General features: G+C 65.9%; 22 protein-coding genes. 13 read left to right on the top strand and 9 right to left on the bottom strand.

Annotation, left to right across the window (positions count from 1 at the left end; genetic code table 11):
- Positions 1 to 44: 44 nt before the first annotated feature.
- Complete coding sequence (locus NV2_RS31605) at positions 45 to 182, bottom strand: hypothetical protein (protein WP_157103149.1); 138 nt, start codon at positions 180 to 182, stop codon at positions 45 to 47.
- A gap of 231 nt (positions 183 to 413) precedes the next feature.
- Between NV2_RS31605 and NV2_RS29385 the strand changes: the two genes are divergently transcribed.
- Positions 414 to 884 carry a PaaI family thioesterase gene (locus NV2_RS29385; RefSeq protein WP_067881818.1) on the top strand — a complete coding sequence of 157 codons (471 nt, stop codon included), beginning with the start codon at positions 414 to 416 and terminating at the stop codon, positions 882 to 884.
- A 16-nt stretch (positions 885 to 900) separates the two neighbouring features.
- On the opposite strand, the gene NV2_RS29380 is transcribed toward NV2_RS29385, so the two are convergent.
- A complete protein-coding gene (locus NV2_RS29380) occupies positions 901 to 1905 on the bottom strand; it encodes an aldo/keto reductase (protein ID WP_067881813.1) in 1005 nt (334 codons plus the stop codon).
- Positions 1906 to 2006: 101 nt separating this feature from the next.
- On the opposite strand from NV2_RS29380, the gene NV2_RS29375 reads away from it, so the two are divergent.
- Positions 2007 to 2876 carry a helix-turn-helix transcriptional regulator gene (locus NV2_RS29375; RefSeq protein ID WP_067881855.1) on the top strand — a complete coding sequence of 290 codons (870 nt, stop codon included), beginning with the start codon at positions 2007 to 2009 and terminating at the stop codon, positions 2874 to 2876.
- 12 nt (positions 2877 to 2888) lie between these two features.
- Here NV2_RS29375 and NV2_RS29370 read toward each other — a convergent pair whose 3' ends face one another.
- Together NV2_RS29370 and NV2_RS29365 are read right to left on the bottom strand one after the other, a co-directional pair.
- Positions 2889 to 3200 (bottom strand): GNAT family N-acetyltransferase, encoded by a 312-nt coding sequence (locus NV2_RS29370; protein WP_067881810.1) that lies wholly within the window; start codon positions 3198 to 3200, stop codon positions 2889 to 2891.
- 268 nt (positions 3201 to 3468) lie between these two features.
- Complete coding sequence (locus NV2_RS29365; protein WP_067881806.1) at positions 3469 to 3894, bottom strand: MerR family transcriptional regulator; 426 nt, start codon at positions 3892 to 3894, stop codon at positions 3469 to 3471.
- Positions 3895 to 4005: 111 nt separating this feature from the next.
- Here NV2_RS29365 and NV2_RS29360 point away from each other — a divergent pair, with 111 nt between their 5' ends.
- Positions 4006 to 4206 (top strand): hypothetical protein, encoded by a 201-nt coding sequence (locus NV2_RS29360; RefSeq protein WP_067881803.1) that lies wholly within the window; start codon positions 4006 to 4008, stop codon positions 4204 to 4206.
- Between the two features lie 67 nt (positions 4207 to 4273).
- On the opposite strand, the gene NV2_RS29355 is transcribed toward NV2_RS29360, so the two are convergent.
- Positions 4274 to 4765: a SixA phosphatase family protein gene (locus NV2_RS29355; RefSeq protein ID WP_067881800.1), complete on the bottom strand. Its 492-nt coding sequence runs from the start codon at positions 4763 to 4765 to the stop codon at positions 4274 to 4276.
- 191 nt (positions 4766 to 4956) lie between these two features.
- On the opposite strand from NV2_RS29355, the gene NV2_RS29350 reads away from it, so the two are divergent.
- Positions 4957 to 6624 (top strand): FAD-dependent oxidoreductase, encoded by a 1668-nt coding sequence (locus tag NV2_RS29350; RefSeq protein WP_067881797.1) that lies wholly within the window; start codon positions 4957 to 4959, stop codon positions 6622 to 6624.
- A 117-nt stretch (positions 6625 to 6741) separates the two neighbouring features.
- Here the strand turns inward: NV2_RS29350 and NV2_RS29345 are convergent, their stop codons facing one another.
- The 3 genes from NV2_RS29345 to NV2_RS29335 form a co-directional block, all read right to left on the bottom strand.
- Positions 6742 to 7515 carry an acyl-[acyl-carrier-protein] thioesterase gene (locus NV2_RS29345; protein ID WP_245662826.1) on the bottom strand — a complete coding sequence of 258 codons (774 nt, stop codon included), beginning with the start codon at positions 7513 to 7515 and terminating at the stop codon, positions 6742 to 6744.
- A 143-nt stretch (positions 7516 to 7658) separates the two neighbouring features.
- On the bottom strand, positions 7659 to 8882 hold the full coding sequence (locus NV2_RS32770; protein ID WP_067881789.1) for a transglycosylase SLT domain-containing protein: 1224 nt from the start codon (positions 8880 to 8882) through the stop codon (positions 7659 to 7661).
- Positions 8879 to 9199, bottom strand: a complete 321-nt coding sequence (locus NV2_RS29335) for a WXG100 family type VII secretion target (RefSeq protein WP_067881786.1) — start codon at positions 9197 to 9199, stop codon at positions 8879 to 8881. The genes NV2_RS32770 and NV2_RS29335 overlap by 4 nt, the downstream gene beginning before the upstream one ends.
- A 124-nt stretch (positions 9200 to 9323) precedes the next feature.
- On the opposite strand from NV2_RS29335, the gene NV2_RS29330 reads away from it, so the two are divergent.
- Positions 9324 to 10298, top strand: a complete 975-nt coding sequence (locus tag NV2_RS29330) for an NADPH:quinone oxidoreductase family protein (RefSeq protein WP_067881783.1) — start codon at positions 9324 to 9326, stop codon at positions 10296 to 10298.
- 81 nt (positions 10299 to 10379) lie between these two features.
- Positions 10380 to 11492 (top strand): winged helix DNA-binding domain-containing protein, encoded by a 1113-nt coding sequence (locus NV2_RS29325; RefSeq protein ID WP_067881780.1) that lies wholly within the window; start codon positions 10380 to 10382, stop codon positions 11490 to 11492.
- 7 nt (positions 11493 to 11499) lie between these two features.
- Here the strand turns inward: NV2_RS29325 and NV2_RS29320 are convergent, their stop codons facing one another.
- Positions 11500 to 12021 (bottom strand): Lrp/AsnC family transcriptional regulator, encoded by a 522-nt coding sequence (locus tag NV2_RS29320; RefSeq protein ID WP_067881777.1) that lies wholly within the window; start codon positions 12019 to 12021, stop codon positions 11500 to 11502.
- A gap of 141 nt (positions 12022 to 12162) precedes the next feature.
- On the opposite strand from NV2_RS29320, the gene hppD reads away from it, so the two are divergent.
- The 7 genes from hppD to NV2_RS29285 form a co-directional block, all read left to right on the top strand.
- Complete coding sequence (hppD, locus tag NV2_RS29315) at positions 12163 to 13356, top strand: 4-hydroxyphenylpyruvate dioxygenase (RefSeq protein WP_067881774.1); 1194 nt, start codon at positions 12163 to 12165, stop codon at positions 13354 to 13356.
- Between the two features lie 69 nt (positions 13357 to 13425).
- Positions 13426 to 13953 carry a DUF3558 domain-containing protein gene (locus NV2_RS29310; protein WP_067881771.1) on the top strand — a complete coding sequence of 176 codons (528 nt, stop codon included), beginning with the start codon at positions 13426 to 13428 and terminating at the stop codon, positions 13951 to 13953.
- A gap of 23 nt (positions 13954 to 13976) precedes the next feature.
- A complete protein-coding gene (locus NV2_RS29305) occupies positions 13977 to 14531 on the top strand; it encodes a DUF3558 domain-containing protein (protein ID WP_067881766.1) in 555 nt (184 codons plus the stop codon).
- A gap of 476 nt (positions 14532 to 15007) precedes the next feature.
- A complete protein-coding gene (rpsL, locus tag NV2_RS29300; RefSeq protein ID WP_067881762.1) occupies positions 15008 to 15382 on the top strand; it encodes a 30S ribosomal protein S12 in 375 nt (124 codons plus the stop codon).
- A gap of 1 nt (position 15383) precedes the next feature.
- On the top strand, positions 15384 to 15854 hold the full coding sequence (gene rpsG / locus NV2_RS29295; protein WP_067881759.1) for a 30S ribosomal protein S7: 471 nt from the start codon (positions 15384 to 15386) through the stop codon (positions 15852 to 15854).
- A gap of 210 nt (positions 15855 to 16064) precedes the next feature.
- A complete protein-coding gene (gene fusA, locus NV2_RS29290; protein ID WP_067881756.1) occupies positions 16065 to 18167 on the top strand; it encodes an elongation factor G in 2103 nt (700 codons plus the stop codon).
- A 116-nt stretch (positions 18168 to 18283) separates the two neighbouring features.
- A partial coding sequence (locus tag NV2_RS29285; protein ID WP_157103148.1) for a GTP-binding protein occupies positions 18284 to 18708 on the top strand: 425 nt, incomplete at its 3' end.

Below are 18708 nucleotides of genomic sequence, written 5' to 3'. Positions count from 1 at the left end.
ACCGTGCATGGGGTGTGGTCGGGCCGACGGTTCAGCGGGGCGGCTCAGCCGAAGATGCCGCCGCCGTTGCTGTTGGAGCCCGCCGAACCCGTGACGAACATGTTGAGAATATTGGTGAAGACACTGGTCGAGTTCACTGTGCCGGCGGAGTTGGAGTCGATCAGGGCGATAAAGGCGTTCATGAACTGCTTCCTCGTACATCGTGGATCCGTGGATCCGGGGCGTTGTCCTGCCGTGCTCAGCACAGTGAAATGAAGCTTATCCAAAATTGGACGAATCTGACCCGGCTTCTTTTCGGAATTTTCGGGCAGGTGCACCGGGGGCGACGGTGCACGGGTATGGACATGCCGTGGTCGTACCGAGTAAGAAAGTAGAACACGTTTCAATTCTGGGTGTGACGGGAGATGTGAAGTATGGACCACGCTGCCATGGGCGAACTGGTGATGGCCGGATTTCAGAAGCTGGGCTTCATCCAGTTCGCAGGGGTGGAAGGGGTGGAATACCTGCCCGGTCGCAACGTGGTGAGCATGGCCCCGAAGCCCGAGCACCTCAATCACAACGGCGACGTGCACGCCGCGATCCTGTTCGGCCTGGCCGAGACCGCCGCGATGGGCGCTTCCATCTCCGGAATCGTCGACCTGATGGGGGAGACGTTCATCGTCGCCCGCGACGGCCGGATCGAATATCTGGCTCGGGCCAAGGGCGAAGCAGGCCCGTTCCGTGCCACCTCGCAACTGACCGCCGAGGAGCTGGAACAGGCCCGCGCCGAGATCACCGCCCAGCGCCCGGTCGAGCTGCCGATGCCGGTCGACATCACCGACAGCACCGGAACATCGGTCGCCGCGGCAACCTTCACCGCGGTGATCCGCCCACGCCGGAAGTAGCAGCGCCGGAGGCGAGTCAGCGTTCGCTGTCGAGCATCGCCATCTGTTCCACGGCATAGCGCGTTCCGGCGACCGCATCGGCGGGCGCCGCGGACTCGAGGGCCGCCAACTCCGCCTCCGAGAGTCGAATATCGGCCGCGGCAACGGCTTCGGCCCATCGGTCGACCCGCCGCGCGCCGATCACCGGCACGATATCGCTACCGCGCGACAACACCCAGGCGATGGCCAACTGGGCGACGCTCACGTCGCGTCGGTCGGCGATCTTCGCCAGCGCTTCCACCAACTTCAGGTTCGATGTCAGATTCGCACCCTGGAACCGCGGGCTGTGGGCCCGGAAGTCGTCGGGGGCGAAGGTGGGCCGGGTGCGTAGCGAATCGCTCAGCAGCCCGCGGGACAGTACCCCGTATGCGGTGATGCCGATGCCGAGTTCTCGTGCGGTGGGCAGGATGTCGCTCTCGATACCGCGGGTGATGAGCGCGTATTCGATCTGCAGGTCGGCGATCGGCGCGACCGCGGCCGCCCGTCGCAGTGTCTGCGCACCGACCTCGGAGAGCCCGATGTGGCGCACATAGCCCGCCTCCACCAGCTCGGCGAGCGCGCCGATCGTGTCCTCGATCGGAACGTTCGGATCCAAGCGTGCCGGTCGATAGATGTCGATGTGATCGACACCGAGGCGCTGCAGCGAATAGGTCAGGAAGTTGCGCACCGCCGCCGGGCGGGAGTCCACCCCGACGAAGGCCCCGTCGGGCCCGCGCATCGCGCCGAATTTCACACTGAGCTGGTAGTCCTCGCGCGGGCGCTGGGCCAGTGCACGTCCGATGAGCATCTCGTTGTGCCCGGCCGCGTAGAAATCGCCGGTGTCGATCAGTGTGGCGCCCGAATCCAGCGCCGCGTGGATGGTGGCGACCGAATCCTTCTCGTCGGCCGCGCCGTACGCGCCGGACATTCCCATGGCGCCCAGTCCGATGCGCCCGACCTTCGGGCCGGTGGTTCCCAATGTCGTCTGTTCGATGGATGTCATGCTCACATCCTCTGCCCGCAGCGCCGGGCCCGGCAGAGATGGTTTATCGGGGGATCGTCGATCCCTGGTTGCCGTGGGCGCGGACGGGCACAGTGGAACGTATGGACCGCGACGATCTGGCCGACTTCCTGCGGCGTCGCCGGGCGCAACTGCAGCCCGCCGATGTGGGCCTGCTGCCCGGCGCACGCCGCCGCACCCCCGGGCTGCGCCGTGACGAGGTCGCATTGCTGGCCGGGATGTCCACCGACTACTACACCCGCCTGGAGCAGGCCCGCGGTCCCCGGCCGTCGGTGCAGGTGCTCGGTGCCCTGGCTCGTGCCCTGCGGTTCGGCGAGGACGAGCGCGACCATCTCTACCATCTGTGCGGGCATCCCGCACCGCGCCGGGGCGCGGCCGACCGGCATGTGCGCCCCGGGCTGCTGTATCTGCTGGACAAGCTCGAGGACACACCCGCGTGCGTCGTCTCCGATCTCGGTGAAACCCTCGCCCAGAACCATATGCACATCAGCATGTCCGGCGAACAGACCGGCTGCACCGGTATGGCCCGCTACATGACATGGCGGTGGTTCACCGAGCCCGAGGTCCGGGAGCGGTTCCCGGAAGCCGACCGGGACCGCCTGGTCCGCAGTCAGGTCGCGGATCTGCGGGCCACGGCCGCGCGCCGGGCCGGCGATGCCGACGTGACCGAACTGGTCACGGAATTGCGGGCGGTGAGTCCCGAATTCGAACAGCTGTGGTCCGCGCACGAGGTGGCGGTACGCACCACCGATGCCAAACGCATCCTGCACCCGCGGGTCGGTCTGCTGGACCTGGTCTGCGAGCGCCTGGTGACGCCGAATTCCGCGCAGAACCTGCTGGTGCACTATCCGCGACCGGGCACCGACACGCAGCAGAAGCTGGAACTGTTGCGGGTCATCGGAACTCAGCGCCTGGCTCCGGAAACGGATTCCGGCACTACGGTATTCGGCTGAGCCGGTGGTTCGTCAGCGCTGGATCCCCTTGCCGACGACATGAGCATCGTAGTCCGGATGCTTGTCCAGCCAGCCCTTGATGAACGAACAGCGGGGCACGATCGCGCGCCCGCGTTCGACGGTGTCCACGACGGCGTGCCGTGCCAGCGTGCTCGCCAGTCCCTTACCGCTGAACTCCGTATCGACCTCGGTGTGGATGAAGGCGGTGTCCTCGCCGTTCTCGCGGTATTCGGCGAATCCGGCGAGTTTGTCTCCGTACCACACCTCGTAACGGTGCTGAGCTTCGTTGCGGACGACAGCTGCTGCCGCGGCCTGATCGATCATCGGTTGTACTCCTTAACGTTCCCGCACCGGATGTCTGCGCTTCATCGGCCTGCGGTTGCGCGTGCCGGCGGGCGCCGGACGTCGTCGGACCGACAGTCGGTGTCGCGCAAGGCCACAACCACACCGGGGGCTGTCCGGAACGGATGGTGTGGGGGCCGGGTCGGCGAGTGCGAGGATTTGCATAGCGCAGGCATCGTAAACCGTGCGCTGCGTCACCCGCGCGGGATGTAGGCGAGCTCACCCGAGCTCGAATGCGGCTGCTGCGGACTCAGATGCCTTGTATGGCAGCGACTCTGCTCTCGTACATATCGATCTTACGATCCAGCACGCCCAGGGTCTGCTGCAGTGCGTCGATACGCTCCAGCACTCCGGCTCGGGTGGTGCGGAACATCGCGAGACGTTCGGGAGTGGTCGAATCGCCGGCTCGCACCAGTTCCGCGTAGTGGACCATGTCGGCCACCGACATACCGGTGGCGCGCAGGCATCCGATCAGGTGCAGCCAGTTGAGATCTCGATCGCTGAAGCGGCGTTGGCCACTGGAATCACGCCCGACGTAATCCATCAGGCCGATCCGCTCGTACCAGCGCAGGGTGTCGCGGGTGAGGCCGGAAATCTCGGCCACATCACCGATCGAGTACTTCGGACGGTCGTACTCTTCGGTGTGCTCGAGGGGATTCGCGGTGGTTGTCGACATGCCACGCACCTTCCTGCCGGATCTATCTCGACAGTACCGGCCTGGAGTGCACTCCAAGCAAGTCCGAGTGATCCATGAGCGGCGCGCCCCGCGAACGCTTACCCTGAAGACATGGCCAAAGAGATCGACCGGGCCCGCGCGCGTTCCGCGCTGGAGACGGTCAAGGAAAGTCCGTTCATCGCGCTGGTCGCGGCAGTCCCCGTGATCGTCGTGCTCGGTGTGGTCTGGGCGCTGACGAACTGGTTCGTCGCGCTGCTGCTGCTGGTCGTAGTCGGCGCTGTTGTCGTCGTCCGCGGCAAGTTCGTGAGCTGACCGGCCGGCTCCCGTCCCGGCGTCGGCGTGGCGCTCGGCTGTCGGCTGTTGGCGTTTGTCTGTGGGTTCAGCGCGGGATGTGGAACCGCACCAGGTCCCCGGTGCCCGGATCGGCCTGCGACCACGGCCGGTCGAATTCCAGCACGGCGAGGGCCGAGGTAGGGAAGTGCCGACCGAGTTCCTCCGCGACAAGTGAGGCGCGGTTGGCCGCCAGTTCCCACGCCGTCCACGGCATCCCCGGAGAATGACCGACCAGCAGCAGGGTCTGCACGGCGTCGTCGGTGAGCTGGACCAGTTCGATCAGCGTGCGCGGCGAGGCCTCGTAGATCGACGGCTCGAACGTCACCGGAGCCCGCACACCGGTTGCGGCCAGGGTTTCGCGGGTGCGAACCGCATCCGAGCAGCTCACCGCATCGATCACCGGTTGGGTCTCGCGCAGCCAATCACCCGCCAGTGCGGCCTCGCGCCGGCCACGCGGTGCCAGGGGCCGCTCCCGGTCCGCGACACCGGGTGGATAAGCGGATTTACCGTGTCGCATCAGGATGAGCGTCCGCGCCATGGGCAATACCGTAAGCCCCGTTCACCCCGGCAGTGTCGTTCGGCACACCTCCTGCCGGGAGAGGAAACTCACTCTCGAGGCACACTGAAGGGTGGTGTCACAATAGGTGCCTACCGGTACCCGGTGTGACGCACGCCCTGTCCCGAGCCCCGGGTGGGGATGCCCCATGATGTTTCGAGGATCTGCGAGATATGGCCTACGTGATCACGCAGCGTTGTTGCAACGACGCGAGCTGCGTACCCGAGTGCCCGGTCGACTGCATTCGCCCAACTCCGGAGCAACCTGAGTTCGCAACGACCGAGCAGCTCTACATCGACCCCGACACCTGTATCGACTGTGGTGCCTGCGTGGACGCGTGCCCGGTGGAAGCCATCTTCTCGGAGGACGATCTGACGGCCTCCTTGGCTCGCTTCCGCGATATCAACGCGTCGTACTTCGAGCGGCACCCGCTCGAGTCGAATTTCGACCCGCTGGTGACCCCGTCTCGCCCGCCGAAGGAACTCGGCACGCTGCGGGTGGCGATCGTCGGCGCCGGTCCGGCGGCCTGCTATGCGGCCGACGAGCTGCTGCGCCGCGCGGACGTCGAGGTGGAGATGTTCGACCGGCTGCCCACCCCCTGGGGTCTGGTCCGCGCCGGTGTCGCGCCCGACCACCCCGGCACCAAATCGGTGTCGGCCATGTTCGAGAGCGCCTTCCGCCGCGACACGCTGCAGTACCGGCTCAACGTCGAGGTCGGTAAGCATATTTCGCACGACGAGTTGCTGGGCCACCACCACGCGGTGATCTACGCCGTCGGCGCCTCGACCGATCGCCGGTTGGATGTGCCCGGTGAGGATCTGGCCGGCAGCCACTCCGCGACCGAATTCGTGGCCTGGTACAACGGCCACCCCGACTACGCCGAGCGCAGCTTCGATCTGTCCGGTGAGCGCGTGGTGATCGTCGGCAACGGCAACGTCGCCCTCGACGTGGCGCGGGTGCTGACCCTGCCCGCGGACGAACTGGCCAAGACCGATATCGCCGACCATGCCCTGGAGGCGCTGCGCAACAGCAATGTGCGCGAGGTCGTGGTGCTGGGTCGCCGTGGGCCGCTGCAGGCCGCCTACACCTCGTCGGAGTTCCTGGCGCTCGGGCACCTGAAGGGTGTCGATGTGGTCATCGACCCCGCGGAGCTGGAGCTGGACCCGCACAGCCAGGCGTTGTTCGACGATCCGCAGATCGAACCCTCGCTGAAGCTGAAGTACGAGCTGGCGCAGGAGTACGCGGCCGAGACGCCGAATCCGGAGAACAAGCGGATCGTCTTCCGCTATCTCGCCTCGCCGACCGAGATCACCGGCGACGACAAGGTCGAGGCGCTCGAGTTCGTGCACAACGAGCTGGTCGAGGAGGACGGCCGTGTGGTCGCGCGGGCCTCCGACCGCACCGAGGCGCTGTCGGCGTCGATGGTGCTGCGCTCCATCGGCTACAAGGGCCGGCCGGTGCAGGATCTGCCGTTCGACGATCGTGGCGGGGTCGTGCCCAACGAGCACGGCCGGGTCGTCGCGGACGGTGCGCACGTGACCGGCGTATACGTGTCGGGCTGGATCAAGCGCGGCCCCCGGGGCGTCATCGGATCCAACCGGGTCGATGCCACCGAAACCGTGGAGCAGGTGCTCGAGGACTTCACCGCGGGCAAGCTGGCGGCGCCCGAGGGCGACCGGGCGGCGCTCGAGGCACTGTTGTCGGAGCGCCAGCCGGACGCGATCGGCCGGGAAGGCTGGAAGGCGATCGACGCGGCGGAGAAGGGTGCCGGTAAGTCGGCGGGCCGCCCCCGGGTCAAATTCACCACGATCGACGATCTGCTGAAGGCCGCACGCGGCTGATCATCGTGTGGTTCCGGGCCCGCCACGGTGGGCCCGGAACCCGGTGCAGCCGGTGCGTGAATCCCCGCGAATCACCGGCAACCGATCACCGCACGTCCGCACCCGCGCTGCAACGGCTCACTCGGGGAGGGCGCCGATCCGCACCGTGGTGGTGATGGTGCCGCCCACCATGAACCACAGCCGTAGGACGGGCCGACCGGTGCGGTCGCCGGCCTCGTAGCGGCTGCGCACGCTGATGTGCTGACGCGCCAGTACCGGCGCGACATATTCGATCACCGCACGATGCGGGCCCGCGACCAATTTCGGGTAGTCGACCAGATAGTGCTCCACCGCCTGCCAGTACATGGCGTTGTTGACGTGGTTCAACTGGTCGATATCGGTCGCCCGCACCGGGAACGGCAGATCGGTATCGGTTTCCGGCGGTACCGGATCGGTGAGCCAGGGCCGCCACCGCAGTCGATGCTCATCGGTGGTCCGTGCCAGCAGGGCCAAGCCCTGATCGCTGATCCGAGTCGGCATATTCGTCGACTCGTTGATATTGATCCAGAACCCCTCGGTTTCGATCAATCCGCCGTTGCTCCCGGAGATGCGCACCCGCATATTGGTCCACCGGGTCGACATGGCCGAACACCAGCGGCGTAATTCCACCCGGTCCGGCCACACGATCGGTCGTACGACATCGACGACGGTGCGGCGCACGATCCAATCCGGATCGGTGCGATGGAAAAAGCTGCTGTGTAGGTCTTCCCACGCGATATCCTGCAAATACCGGGCCACGGCATCGAGCCGTAGCCTGCTGTAAGGATCGACATCGCCAGCCCGGACGGGCCACGCCGAGGCGAAGCCCATGCCCTCCTGGGGAAGCGGGGCGAGTGGCTGATCGAGTGACACTGGTGCTCCTCGCGCTGCACGGTGTGCCGCGTACTTCTGCGGTGCTTCTTGTGACATGACTTTACGGGGCGCACGTCACAGTGTTACGCGGAGATGGGTGTACCCACGCGTAGTGAATATCCAGCTCCGCACCCGGACGAGGGTCAGTAGCCGACGTAACCGCTGCCGCCGGATACGGCAGAAACGCCCGGAACGCTGTCGAGTGAGCCGTATCGGTCGATCGAATAGCGCGTCGCGGCGACGATATTGTCGACCGGATTCCAGATATCGGAATGGCCGGGTGCGGCGTGCGCATTGAAGGTGCCGTCGATGCATTGCATGATGCCCTTCGACGGATGGCCGGCGGCCGCATTGCTGTCCCAGTTGTTGATCGCATTCGGATCGCCACCGGATTCGTGCTCGATGATCAGCGCGATCGCGTTCTCGTCGATCGATTCCGGCGGATATCCCATCTCGATCAGAATCTGCTTGGCCTCCGCGATCCACTGCTGCACATCTCCGGAGGGCTGGGCGGTCGGTGCCGGCCCGCTGCTGGGGCCGCCCGCCGAACCCTCGCTGTAGGAACTGTTGTCGCCACCGGAATAGCTGTTTCCCATCAGGTTGGACGAGGGGCTGCCCGAATTGTGCGCGACCGGTGTGGCGGCGGGCGGCGCGGCAGGAGGTGGCGCGGGTGGGGGCGGAGCTGCCGCGGCGGGCGCCGTCGGGGCCGGGGGGGCCGGCGGCGCTGCGCCTGCGCCGGTGACCGGGTCGCCGAGGGCGGCGAACGCCAGATCCACCTGAGTCTTCGCGCCGTTCAGGGCGGCGATCGCGGAGGTGGCGACCCCCAGTGCCTGAGCCAGGGCGCGCTGGATCGCCACCTGCTGATTCAGTGCGTCGATGCTCTCCTTCAGCAGTTCCGCCTGCAGCTGGGCGTCGGTGAACAAATCTTCACCGTGCGGCCCCTTCTTGTTCTCGCGCAGCCACGCGGCGCGCGCCTGCATGGATACGGTGCCGTCGTCCTCGACGTGGAAGGCCGGAACCCCCGGTGCGGGTGGGGTTTCCGCGAGATCCCGCAGGCGCCGAACCTCCTGCTGCACGTGCTTCAGGTTGTCCACCTGCTGAGTCAACGCGGGCTGCAGGCCCAGCACGGCCTGGCTCGCCGCGGAGGCGCGGGCCTTCTCCAACAGCATGCGGGCGTCCGCGGCGCGCGCGGCACCGCCGCCCCAGCTCTGCTCGGTACCCAGCTGCTGGGTCGCGTCGACAGCCGTGCGGACGGCGCTGTCGAGGTCCGTGGAGAGCTTCTCGACCGCCTGGCCCGCCGTGGTGAGCTGGTCCGGATTCCAGCTCAGCACCGCCGGGACCGTCAGTGTGCCACCGGATTCGGTCATGCGCGGATCCCGATCTTCTCCAGATCCTCGCGCAACTGCTGATCGGTATCGATGATCACCTTGCCGGCCTGTTCGACAGTGTCCGCGATATGCGTTACGCGGGAACCGATTCGAGCCATGGCGTTATCCACCGACGTCGCGGCACCGGTGCAGGCCGCGCTCCATCCGGTGCCGGGCAGGGCACCCGCAGCAGCGGCGAGACCGGAATCCAGCTTCGCGACGGTGTCGGATTCGGTGCGTAACCTGGTTGCGAAGGTGCGGAGTGCGGCGGGGTCGATCTTCATCCCGTTCGCGGGTGTTTCGCCGGGACCGGCCATGAAGAACTCCCCCCTCTTCGCTCGGATCAGCGGGCCAAGCCTAACAAATTCCGGGCCTGTGGACAGGCGTGCGCGAAGACCGGTTAACTTGTGGGAAAGCAGCCGCGGACAGAGAGGTCGATTCATGCGTGCAGCCCGGGTGAGCAAGCTCGAGGGACCGGAATCCATCGAGGTCGTGGACATCGACGAGCCGGACGCATTCCCGGGGGGCGTGGTGATCGACGTCCACGCTGCCGGAATCGCATTCCCGGATGTGCTGATGACCCGGGGGCAGTACCAGATGAAACCCGAGATGCCGTTCGTGGTGGGCGGCGAGGTGGCCGGGATCGTGCGCTCGGCGCCGGAGGACGCGTCGGTGACCGCCGGTGACCGGGTGGTGGCGCTGACCATGCTCGGTAATGCGTGCGCCGAGACGGCGGTGACGGCGAAGGAGATGGTGTTCCGGCTGCCGGACAATATCCCCCTCGAAGCGGGTGCGGGAATCCTGTTCAACGATCTGACCGTGCACTTCTGCCTGCGCAACCGTGGCCGGCTGGCTGCCGGGGAGACGGTTCTGGTGCACGGCGCGGCCGGCGGTATCGGCACCTCGACGCTGCGAATGGCCAAGGCACTGGGCGCGGGCCGGGTGATCGCAGTGGTGAGCACGCCGGAGAAGGCGGAGGTCGCGCGGGCCAACGGTGCCTCCGATGTAGTGCTGACCGCCGAGTGGCTGGCCGAGGTGAAAGAGCTGACCGGTGGTCGCGGGGTGGATATCGTGCTGGACCCCGTCGGCGGCGACCGGTTCACCGACAGTGTTCGCTCGCTGGCCCCGGGTGGGCGGCTGCTGGTCGTCGGCTTCACCGCCGGTGAGATCCCCACGGTGAAGGTGAATCGCCTGCTGCTCAAGAACGTCGAGGTCGTCGGTGCGGCATGGGGTGAATGGGTGCTGACCCACCCGGGCTATCTGCAGGAACAGTGGGCCGAGGTGGCGCCGCTGCTCGCATCCGGCGCGATCCCCGCACCGCAACCGGTGTTGTACCCGCTCGCGGAGACCGCCGCCGCGGTGGCCGCGCTGGACAACCGGGCGGCGAAGGGCAAGGTCGTCGTCACCGTGCGCTGAACCGTCCTCCGATGAGCGCCCGGCGGCGGGGATTTCCCGCTGCCGGAGCGTGTCGGTGACCGACCGTATGGTGTGCACACCATGAAACTGTCCAATCGGGTGCTCAACCGCACGCTGCTGGCCCGGCAGCACCTGTTGCAGCGGTCGAATCTGTCGCTGCCACAGCTGTGTGAACATCTGATCGGCTTGCAAGCGCAGGATGTTCCGCCGCCGTTCATCGGATCCTGGAGTCGCATCGCCGATTTCGACCCCGCGACGCTGTCACAAGGGCTCGAGGATCGTTCGCTGGTGCGAATCACGTTGATGCGTGCCACGATTCACCTGGTGACCGCGGCCGACGCGTTGCGGATCGCGCCGCATATCCAACCGGAGCTGGAAAAGATTCCGGCCCGCAAGAGCTACCACTACGGGGCGATGACTGGGCTCGACCTCGCCGAGGTTCGCGCGCGCGGTGAACAGGTGCTGGGCGACGAACCGCTGTCGGCGGCGCAATTGCGGGCCCGGGCCGCACAGGAATATCCGGACCGCGAGGCCGGGGTGGTGGCAGCCACCTGGATGTATCAGCTTCCGGTGCTGCAAACCCCGCCCCGGGGGCTGTGGCGCAACAACAGCAGGCCGGTCTGGTCGCGCATCGAACCGTGGCTCGGTGCACCGCTGGACCACCGGTATCCGCTGCCGGAGTTGATCATTCGCTATCTGCGTGCATTCGGCCCGGCCACGGCGGCGGATGTGCAGACCTGGTCCCGGCTGCCCGGCATCGCGAAGGGGCTCGAGCAGTTGGGCGAGCGGGTGCGCCGCTACACCGACGAGGCCGGACGCACCCTCTACGACGCGGCCGACGCCGAACTCGCCGATCCGGAGCTGCCCGCTCCGGTGCGATTGCTCGGCGTCTACGACAACGTGTTGCTGTCACACAAGGACCGCAGCCGGATCATCGCCGCGGGCGGCGTTCCGACCCTGCAGCACAAGGCGGCTCTGGTGTCGTCGATTCTGCTCGACGGTTATCTGGCCGGCATGTACAAGATCTTTCCCGAGCAGGACATCGCCCGGTTGCGGGTCGTCCCGCACCGCGAGTGGACCGCCGCCGAAGCGGCCGCGGTCGAGGCCGAGGCGCAGGCCCTGCTGGGATTCCTGGAGCCGGACCTGGTGCCGCGGGTGGAAATACTCGCCCCCGGCGCGGACCTGAGGGTATGAGCGACTCTCAGTGACTGCCGGTGCGGTACGCCGGGGCCTTGCTGGTACCCGCCCGGTCGAGCGTGTGCAGCAGGGGCAGGGTGCGCCGGGGGACCACCGTGGACAGCACGATCACACTGTGTGAGCGGACCACCGCCGAACTACGGTCGATGCTCAGCAGCACCGCCTGCAGTCCCGTATGTGAGTCGGCGCCGATCCGGCACAGCACATCGCTGGAACCGGTGGTGGCGTAGGCCTCGACGACCCCCGGGATCGCTGCGAGGTCGGTGGTGACCGCGTCCAGGGCGCCCTGCGCGATCTCGAGACTCACGAAGGCCTGCACCTCGAATCCGGCCGCAGTGACGTCGATCTGCGGGTCGTAGGAGGCGATGACCCCGGCCTGCTCCATCCGTGCGATTCGCGCCTGCACGGTGGCGCGCGCCACCCGGGTCCGCCGGGACAGCTCGAGAATTCCCGCCTTCTGATGCTCGTGCATGGCGGTGAGGATGGCCAGATCCAGTTCGTCCAGCTTGGCGGAGATATGCGGCATTGCGGTCTCCCGTGCTCGGCCGAGAAATCAACTATTCATATTGTGCAGCAATAGGGCATTTCAACTGAGCAAATACACCAGAATGGCTACTCCAGGACGCCGATATTGCCCAGCGTCGTGAAGCGGAGCTTATCTGGATGTATGACCATCGAGCATCTGCCCACGAATACCCGGCCCGCGGCGCCGAGCGATTCGGAGTTGCGCCGCCTGGTAGGTCTGGTCGACCACGATCCCGCTGCTGACCCGTTCCCGGTCCTCGGACTGGACGCGCTGGTGTGGGTGGTCGGCAACGCCACCCAGTTCACCCACTACCTGCAGGCGTTCGGAATGACCGTGGAAGCATATGCGGGCCCGGAGACCGGGAACCGGGACCACAAGGCCTACGTCCTGCACAGCGGCAGCACACGGTTCGTGGTGTGCGGTGCCGTCGACCCCGACAGCCCGCTGGTGGCCCACCACGCCCGCCACGGCGACGGCATCGTCGACATCGCGTTGGAGGTTCCCGACGTGGACCGCTGCATCGAGCACGCCCGTCGGCACGGCGCCACGATTCTGGTCGAACCCCATGACGAGAGCGACGAATTCGGCACGGTGCGGGCCGCCGCGTTGTCCGCCTACGGCGAGACCTGCCACAGTCTCATCGACCGTTCGCAGTACCACGGCCCGTACCTGCCCGGCTACGTCGAGCGCGGCTCCGGATATCAGCAACGGTTCCCGCACCGGCTGTTCGAGGCGGTCGATCATGTCGTCGGCAATGTGGAACTGGGCCGGATGGACGAATGGGTGGGGTTCTATCGCCGCGTCATGGGTTTCACGAATATGGCGGAATTCGTCGGCGACGACATCGCGACCGAATATTCGGCGCTGATGAGCAAGGTCGTCGCGAACGGAAATCATCGGGTGAAATTCCCGCTCAACGAGCCCGCCGCCGCCCGCAAACGTTCCCAGATCGACGAATACCTGCAGTTCTATCGCGGCCCCGGGGTTCAGCACATTGCCCTCGCGACCCCCGACATACTGACCACCGTCGACGCCCTGCGCCGTGAAGGCGTCGAATTCCTGCCCACACCGCACACCTATTACCAGGCCCCCGAACTGCGCTCCCGAATCGGCCACGTCCGAGTCCCCGTGCAACAGTTGCAGTCCCGCGGAATTCTGGTGGATCGAGACGAGGACGGCTACCTGCTGCAGATCTTCTGCAAACCCCTCACCGACCGCCCCACGGTCTTTTTCGAACTGATAGAACGCCACGGCGCAACAGGTTTCGGAAAAGGAAACTTCAAGGCCCTGTTCGAGGCAATAGAAAGAGAACAGCAAGCAAGGGGGAACCTGTAGCCCGCCCTTCCGTGGTCACACCCCTCTCACTCCCCGAAGTTCGCGCCGCTCACCCAGTACAGTGCTGGCATGCGATTGACGGCACCCATTGCCTGTGGAACGGTCATCGCCGCACTGCTGGCGGGGTGTGGTTCGGGGGACGACTCCGGTGATTCCCCGCCACCACGCCCACCGGTGAAAGTGGCATCGCTGGGCCCGTTCGTCGGGGAGTGCGGGCACGTCACCGATGACGAGGTGCGCGATATCGGCGGTCTGGGCCAGGTGTCGCAGGTGTTCAAGAATGCGGTCGGTTGTAGCTGGCAGGCGGGCGGGATCAGTGGTCCGAGCGTGACGTTCGCGTCGTATCGCGGCAGCCCGATCGGGCGGGAGAAGGCCTGGGTGACCGCGCAGGGGCGAAATCCGGAGTCGATCGAGATCGACGGGCATCAGGGCTTCCAGGATCAGAGTTCGGACGGCTCGATCTGTGACTTCGCGGTGCAGCTGGGCGACGACTTCTTCGAGTGGTCCACCTCGTCCGGCCTGTTCGGGGCGCCCTCGGCATCGCCGTGCGACAAGAACCGCAAGCTGGCCGAGCTGACTGTGCAGCGGCTGAAATGACGGCGTCGGAGAGGAGGAGCGACATGCGTGTTCGGTTCCGCAGCAGCCGTGGCGTGCGCGCGAGTGCGGTCGGGGTCCTCGCGCTGGTGGTGGGGTTGGCGGCCGGTGGGTGCGGCAGCACCGTGCCGGGAACGGCGCTGCCGGCCGGCAGCGGCGGTGGAGTGAACATGAACTTCGACAAACTGCTGCGCGAATGCGACGTCGTCGCCGACGACAAGATCGCGGAGGCGACCGGGTCGGAGTACGTCGAATCGTCGTTCAACGGTGCCGTGTGCATGTGGAATCTGACCGGTTCGGGCAACGGGATGGCGACGCTGAACTGGTACGAGATGGGTTCACTGCGCAACGAGAAGACCAACAACGACCGGCTGGGCTACCAGACCTCGGATGTGACCGTGGAGGGTCGGCGCGCGCTCCAGGTGCGGCGGCCAGGCGACCCCGACTCGTGCGGGGTGATGGCACCCGCGGCGGATACGGGCGTGGTCGGCTGGTGGGTGAACTATCTGCCGGGTGGGCACCCGGACCCGTGCGCCGGAGCGAAGAAACTGACCGAGCTGACACTGAACCTCGCCCGGTAAGGGGGGTGTTTTCGGCCTCCGCTTCGCTCCGGCAGGGTTAGGAGCACTCGAGAATTTGGTGTCGTGCTCCCGGGGGTGGTGGTCGCCGGTGTCGTGGTGGTGGCCCCGGTGTGCTGGCCCGAGGGCGCTCGAGAGATAGTTGTTGTGCATCGCAGGTGGTGAAGTGTGGTCTTCGGACCCTGCTTTTGCCCGATTCTGGGGCGGCGAGTATCGTGGATCGCTGTGCCCGGAAGCGTGCGGGCAGGTTTGTGCGCAGATCGTAAGCCAGCGAAAGCGGCCGAACGTTTCAGCGTGCCCGGATTTCTCGGCATGTACTGCGTGCGACACGCCCGACCTCGGGGCGCGGTAGACGTGTTCCCGAGTGAGTGGTGACAGCTCTATGACGGCGGTGTGAGCCTCCTCCGAGAGCACCGCCAGGCAGAACAGACATCGAAGAATTCCAGACAAACTGGTTACTGATCAAGGAAAGCCGGTATATGCCAACCATCAACCAGCTGGTCCGTAAGGGTCGCAACGACAAGGTCGCCAAGACCAAGACCGCGGCCCTGAAGGGGAGCCCGCAGCGTCGTGGCGTGTGCACCCGCGTGTACACCACGACCCCGAAGAAGCCGAACTCCGCGCTCCGTAAGGTCGCGCGTGTTCGCCTGACCAGCGCGGTCGAGGTCACTGCTTACATTCCGGGCGAGGGCCACAACCTGCAGGAGCACTCGATGGTGCTCGTGCGTGGCGGTCGTGTGAAGGACCTCCCGGGTGTGCGTTACAAGATCATCCGCGGCTCGCTCGACACCCAGGGTGTGAAGAACCGCAAGCAGGCCCGCAGCCGTTACGGCGCCAAGAAGGAGAAGAGCTGATATGCCACGCAAGGGCCCCGCACCCAAGCGTCCGCTGATCAACGATCCGGTCTACGGATCGCCGGTGGTCACTCAGCTGGTCAACAAGATCCTGCTGGACGGCAAGAAGTCCACCGCCGAACGCATCGTCTACGGCGCGCTCGAGCAGGCGCGCGAGAAGACCGGCACCGATCCGGTCGTGACCCTCAAGCGTGCGCTCGACAACGTCAAGCCCGCCCTCGAGGTCAAGCCGCGTCGCGTCGGTGGCGCCACCTACCAGGTTCCCGTCGAGGTTCGCCCGGGGCGCGCCAACACCCTGGCGCTGCGCTGGCTGGTCAACTACTCCCGCGCACGTCGTGAGAAGACCATGGTCGAGCGTCTGGCCAACGAACTGCTGGATGCGAGCAACGGTCTGGGCGCTTCGGTGAAGCGCCGCGAGGACACCCACAAGATGGCCGAGTCCAACCGGGCGTTCGCGCACTACCGCTGGTGATTGGTCACCCGGTCCGCCGGTGAAGGAACGGCGCCGGGAGGCGAGTCGCAGTCGGGTGTGGTCGGCATCGGGCCCGTGCAGGGCAGGTAGTGGACCGCACCCGACATTCGACACAGTGATGGTCAGGGCCGCATCGCAGCGGAATTTCCCGGGCCGTTCCCGAAAATACCGACTAGCTGATCGCTAACTAGCAGAGCGGGGAAGATTTCCGTGGCACAGGACGTGCTCACCGACCTCAACAAGGTCCGCAATATCGGCATCATGGCGCACATCGATGCCGGCAAGACCACGACGACCGAACGAATCCTGTTCTACACCGGTGTGAATTACAAGATCGGTGAAACCCACGACGGTGCGTCGACCACCGACTGGATGGAGCAGGAGCAGGAACGCGGCATCACCATCACCTCGGCGGCGGTGACGTGTTTCTGGAACAACAACCAGATCAACATCATCGACACGCCGGGACACGTCGACTTCACGGTCGAGGTGGAGCGTTCGCTCCGCGTGCTGGACGGCGCCGTTGCCGTATTCGACGGCAAAGAGGGTGTCGAGCCGCAGTCCGAGCAGGTGTGGCGTCAGGCCGACAAGTACGACGTGCCGCGTATCTGCTTCGTCAACAAGATGGACAAGCTGGGCGCGGACTTCTACTTCACCGTGCAGACCATCAAGGACCGCCTCGGTGCGAAGCCGCTGGTCATCCAGCTGCCGATCGGCGCCGAGGACACCTTCGAGGGCATCGTCGACCTGGTCGAGATGAACGCGAAGGTCTGGACCGGCGAGACCAAGCTGGGCGAGAAGTACGAGGTCCAGGAAATTCCGGCCGATCTGAAGGAGAAGGCCGAGCAGTACCGCCAGGAGCTGCTCGAGACCGTCGCCGAGTCGGACGAGGCGCTGCTGGAGAAGTTCTTCGGTGGCGATGAGCTCACGATCGACGAGATCAAGGGCGCCATCCGGAAGCTGACCGTCAACTCCGAGCTGTACCCGGTGCTGTGTGGTTCGGCGTTCAAGAACAAGGGCGTGCAGCCCATGCTCGACGCCGTCATCGACTACCTGCCCTCGCCGCTGGACGTCGAGAACGTGCAGGGTCACGTGCCCAACAAAGAGGACGAGATCATCACTCGCCGGCCCAGCGCCGACGAGCCGTTCTCGGCGCTGGCGTTCAAGATCGCCGTGCACCCGTTCTTCGGCAAGCTGACCTACGTCCGCGTCTACTCGGGCAAGGTCGACTCCGGTGCTCAGGTCATCAACTCGACCAAGGGCAAGAAGGAGCGTCTGGGCAAGCTGTTCCAGATGCACTCCAACAAGGAGAACCCGGTTCCCTCGGCGTCGGCCGGCCACATCTACGCGGTCATCGGCCTGAAGGACACCACCACCGGCGATACGCTCTGCGATTCGCAGCACCAGATCGTGCTGGAGTCCATGACCTTCCCGGATCCGGTCATCGAGGTCTCGATCGAGCCCAAGACCAAGTCCGACCAGGAGAAGCTGGGCACCGCGATCCAGAAGCTGGCCGAAGAGGATCCGACCTTCACCGTGAAGCTGGATGCCGAGACCGGCCAGACCGTCATCGGCGGTATGGGCGAGCTGCACCTCGACATCCTGGTCGACCGGATGCGGCGCGAGTTCAAGGTCGAGGCGAACGTCGGTAAGCCTCAGGTGGCCTACCGCGAGACGATCACCAAGCCGGTCGAGAAGCACGAGTACACGCACAAGAAGCAGACCGGTGGTTCGGGTCAGTTCGCCCGCGTCATCATCGGCCTCGAGCCCTTCACCGGCGAAGACGGTGCGTCGTACGAGTTCGAGAACAAGGTCACCGGTGGCCGCGTTCCGCGCGAGTACATCCCATCGGTGGATGCCGGTATCCAGGACGCCATGCAGTACGGTGTCCTCGCCGGATACCCGCTGGTCAACCTGAAGGCCAAGCTGCTCGACGGCGCCTACCACGAGGTCGATTCCTCGGAAATGGCGTTCAAGATCGCCGGCGTGCAGGCCCTCAAGGAAGCGGCCCGCAAGGCCGGTCCGGTGATCCTCGAGCCGCTCATGGCTGTCGAGGTCATCACGCCCGAGGACTACATGGGCGAAGTGATCGGCGACCTGAACTCCCGCCGTGGTCAAATCCAGGCCATGGAGGAACGCAGTGGTGCCCGTGTCGTCAAGGCGCTGGTTCCGCTCTCGGAGATGTTCGGTTACATCGGTGACCTGCGGTCGAAGACCCAGGGCCGGGCGAACTACTCCATGGTGTTCGATTCGTACGCGGAGGTTCCGGCCAACGTGGCGAAGGAGATCATCGCCAAGGCGACCGGCGAGTAATTCTCGTGGGACGGAGTTGCGAGAATCCGTCCCCGGCCGGTCGTCGGAACGACCCTTGTAAGTACAAACCGCACTGCTGCACAAAAGCACGCACTAACTAGTCCAGGAGGACAACAGTGGCGAAGGCGAAGTTCGAGCGGACGAAGCCCCACGTCAACATCGGCACCATCGGTCACGTCGACCATGGCAAGACCACGCTGACGGCGGCCATCACCAAGGTGCTGGCGGAGAAGTACCCCGACCTGAACGAGAGCTTTGCGTTCGACATGATCGACAAGGCTCCCGAGGAGAAGGCTCGTGGTATCACGATCAACATCTCCCACGTCGAGTACCAGACCGAGAAGCGTCACTACGCGCACGTCGACGCCCCCGGTCACGCCGACTACATCAAGAACATGATCACCGGTGCGGCCCAGATGGACGGCGCCATCCTCGTTGTGGCCGCCACCGACGGCCCGATGCCGCAGACCCGTGAGCACGTGCTGCTCGCCCGTCAGGTCGGCGTGCCCTACATCCTGGTCGCGCTGAACAAGTCGGACAT

Origin of the sequence: Nocardia vermiculata NBRC 100427 (assembly GCF_001613265.1) — a bacterium.
Taxonomy (GTDB): Bacteria; Actinomycetota; Actinomycetes; order Mycobacteriales; family Mycobacteriaceae; genus Nocardia; species Nocardia vermiculata.
The sequence above is the reverse complement of the archived record's forward strand: the minus strand, read 5'-3'. Positions and strand labels throughout refer to the sequence as shown.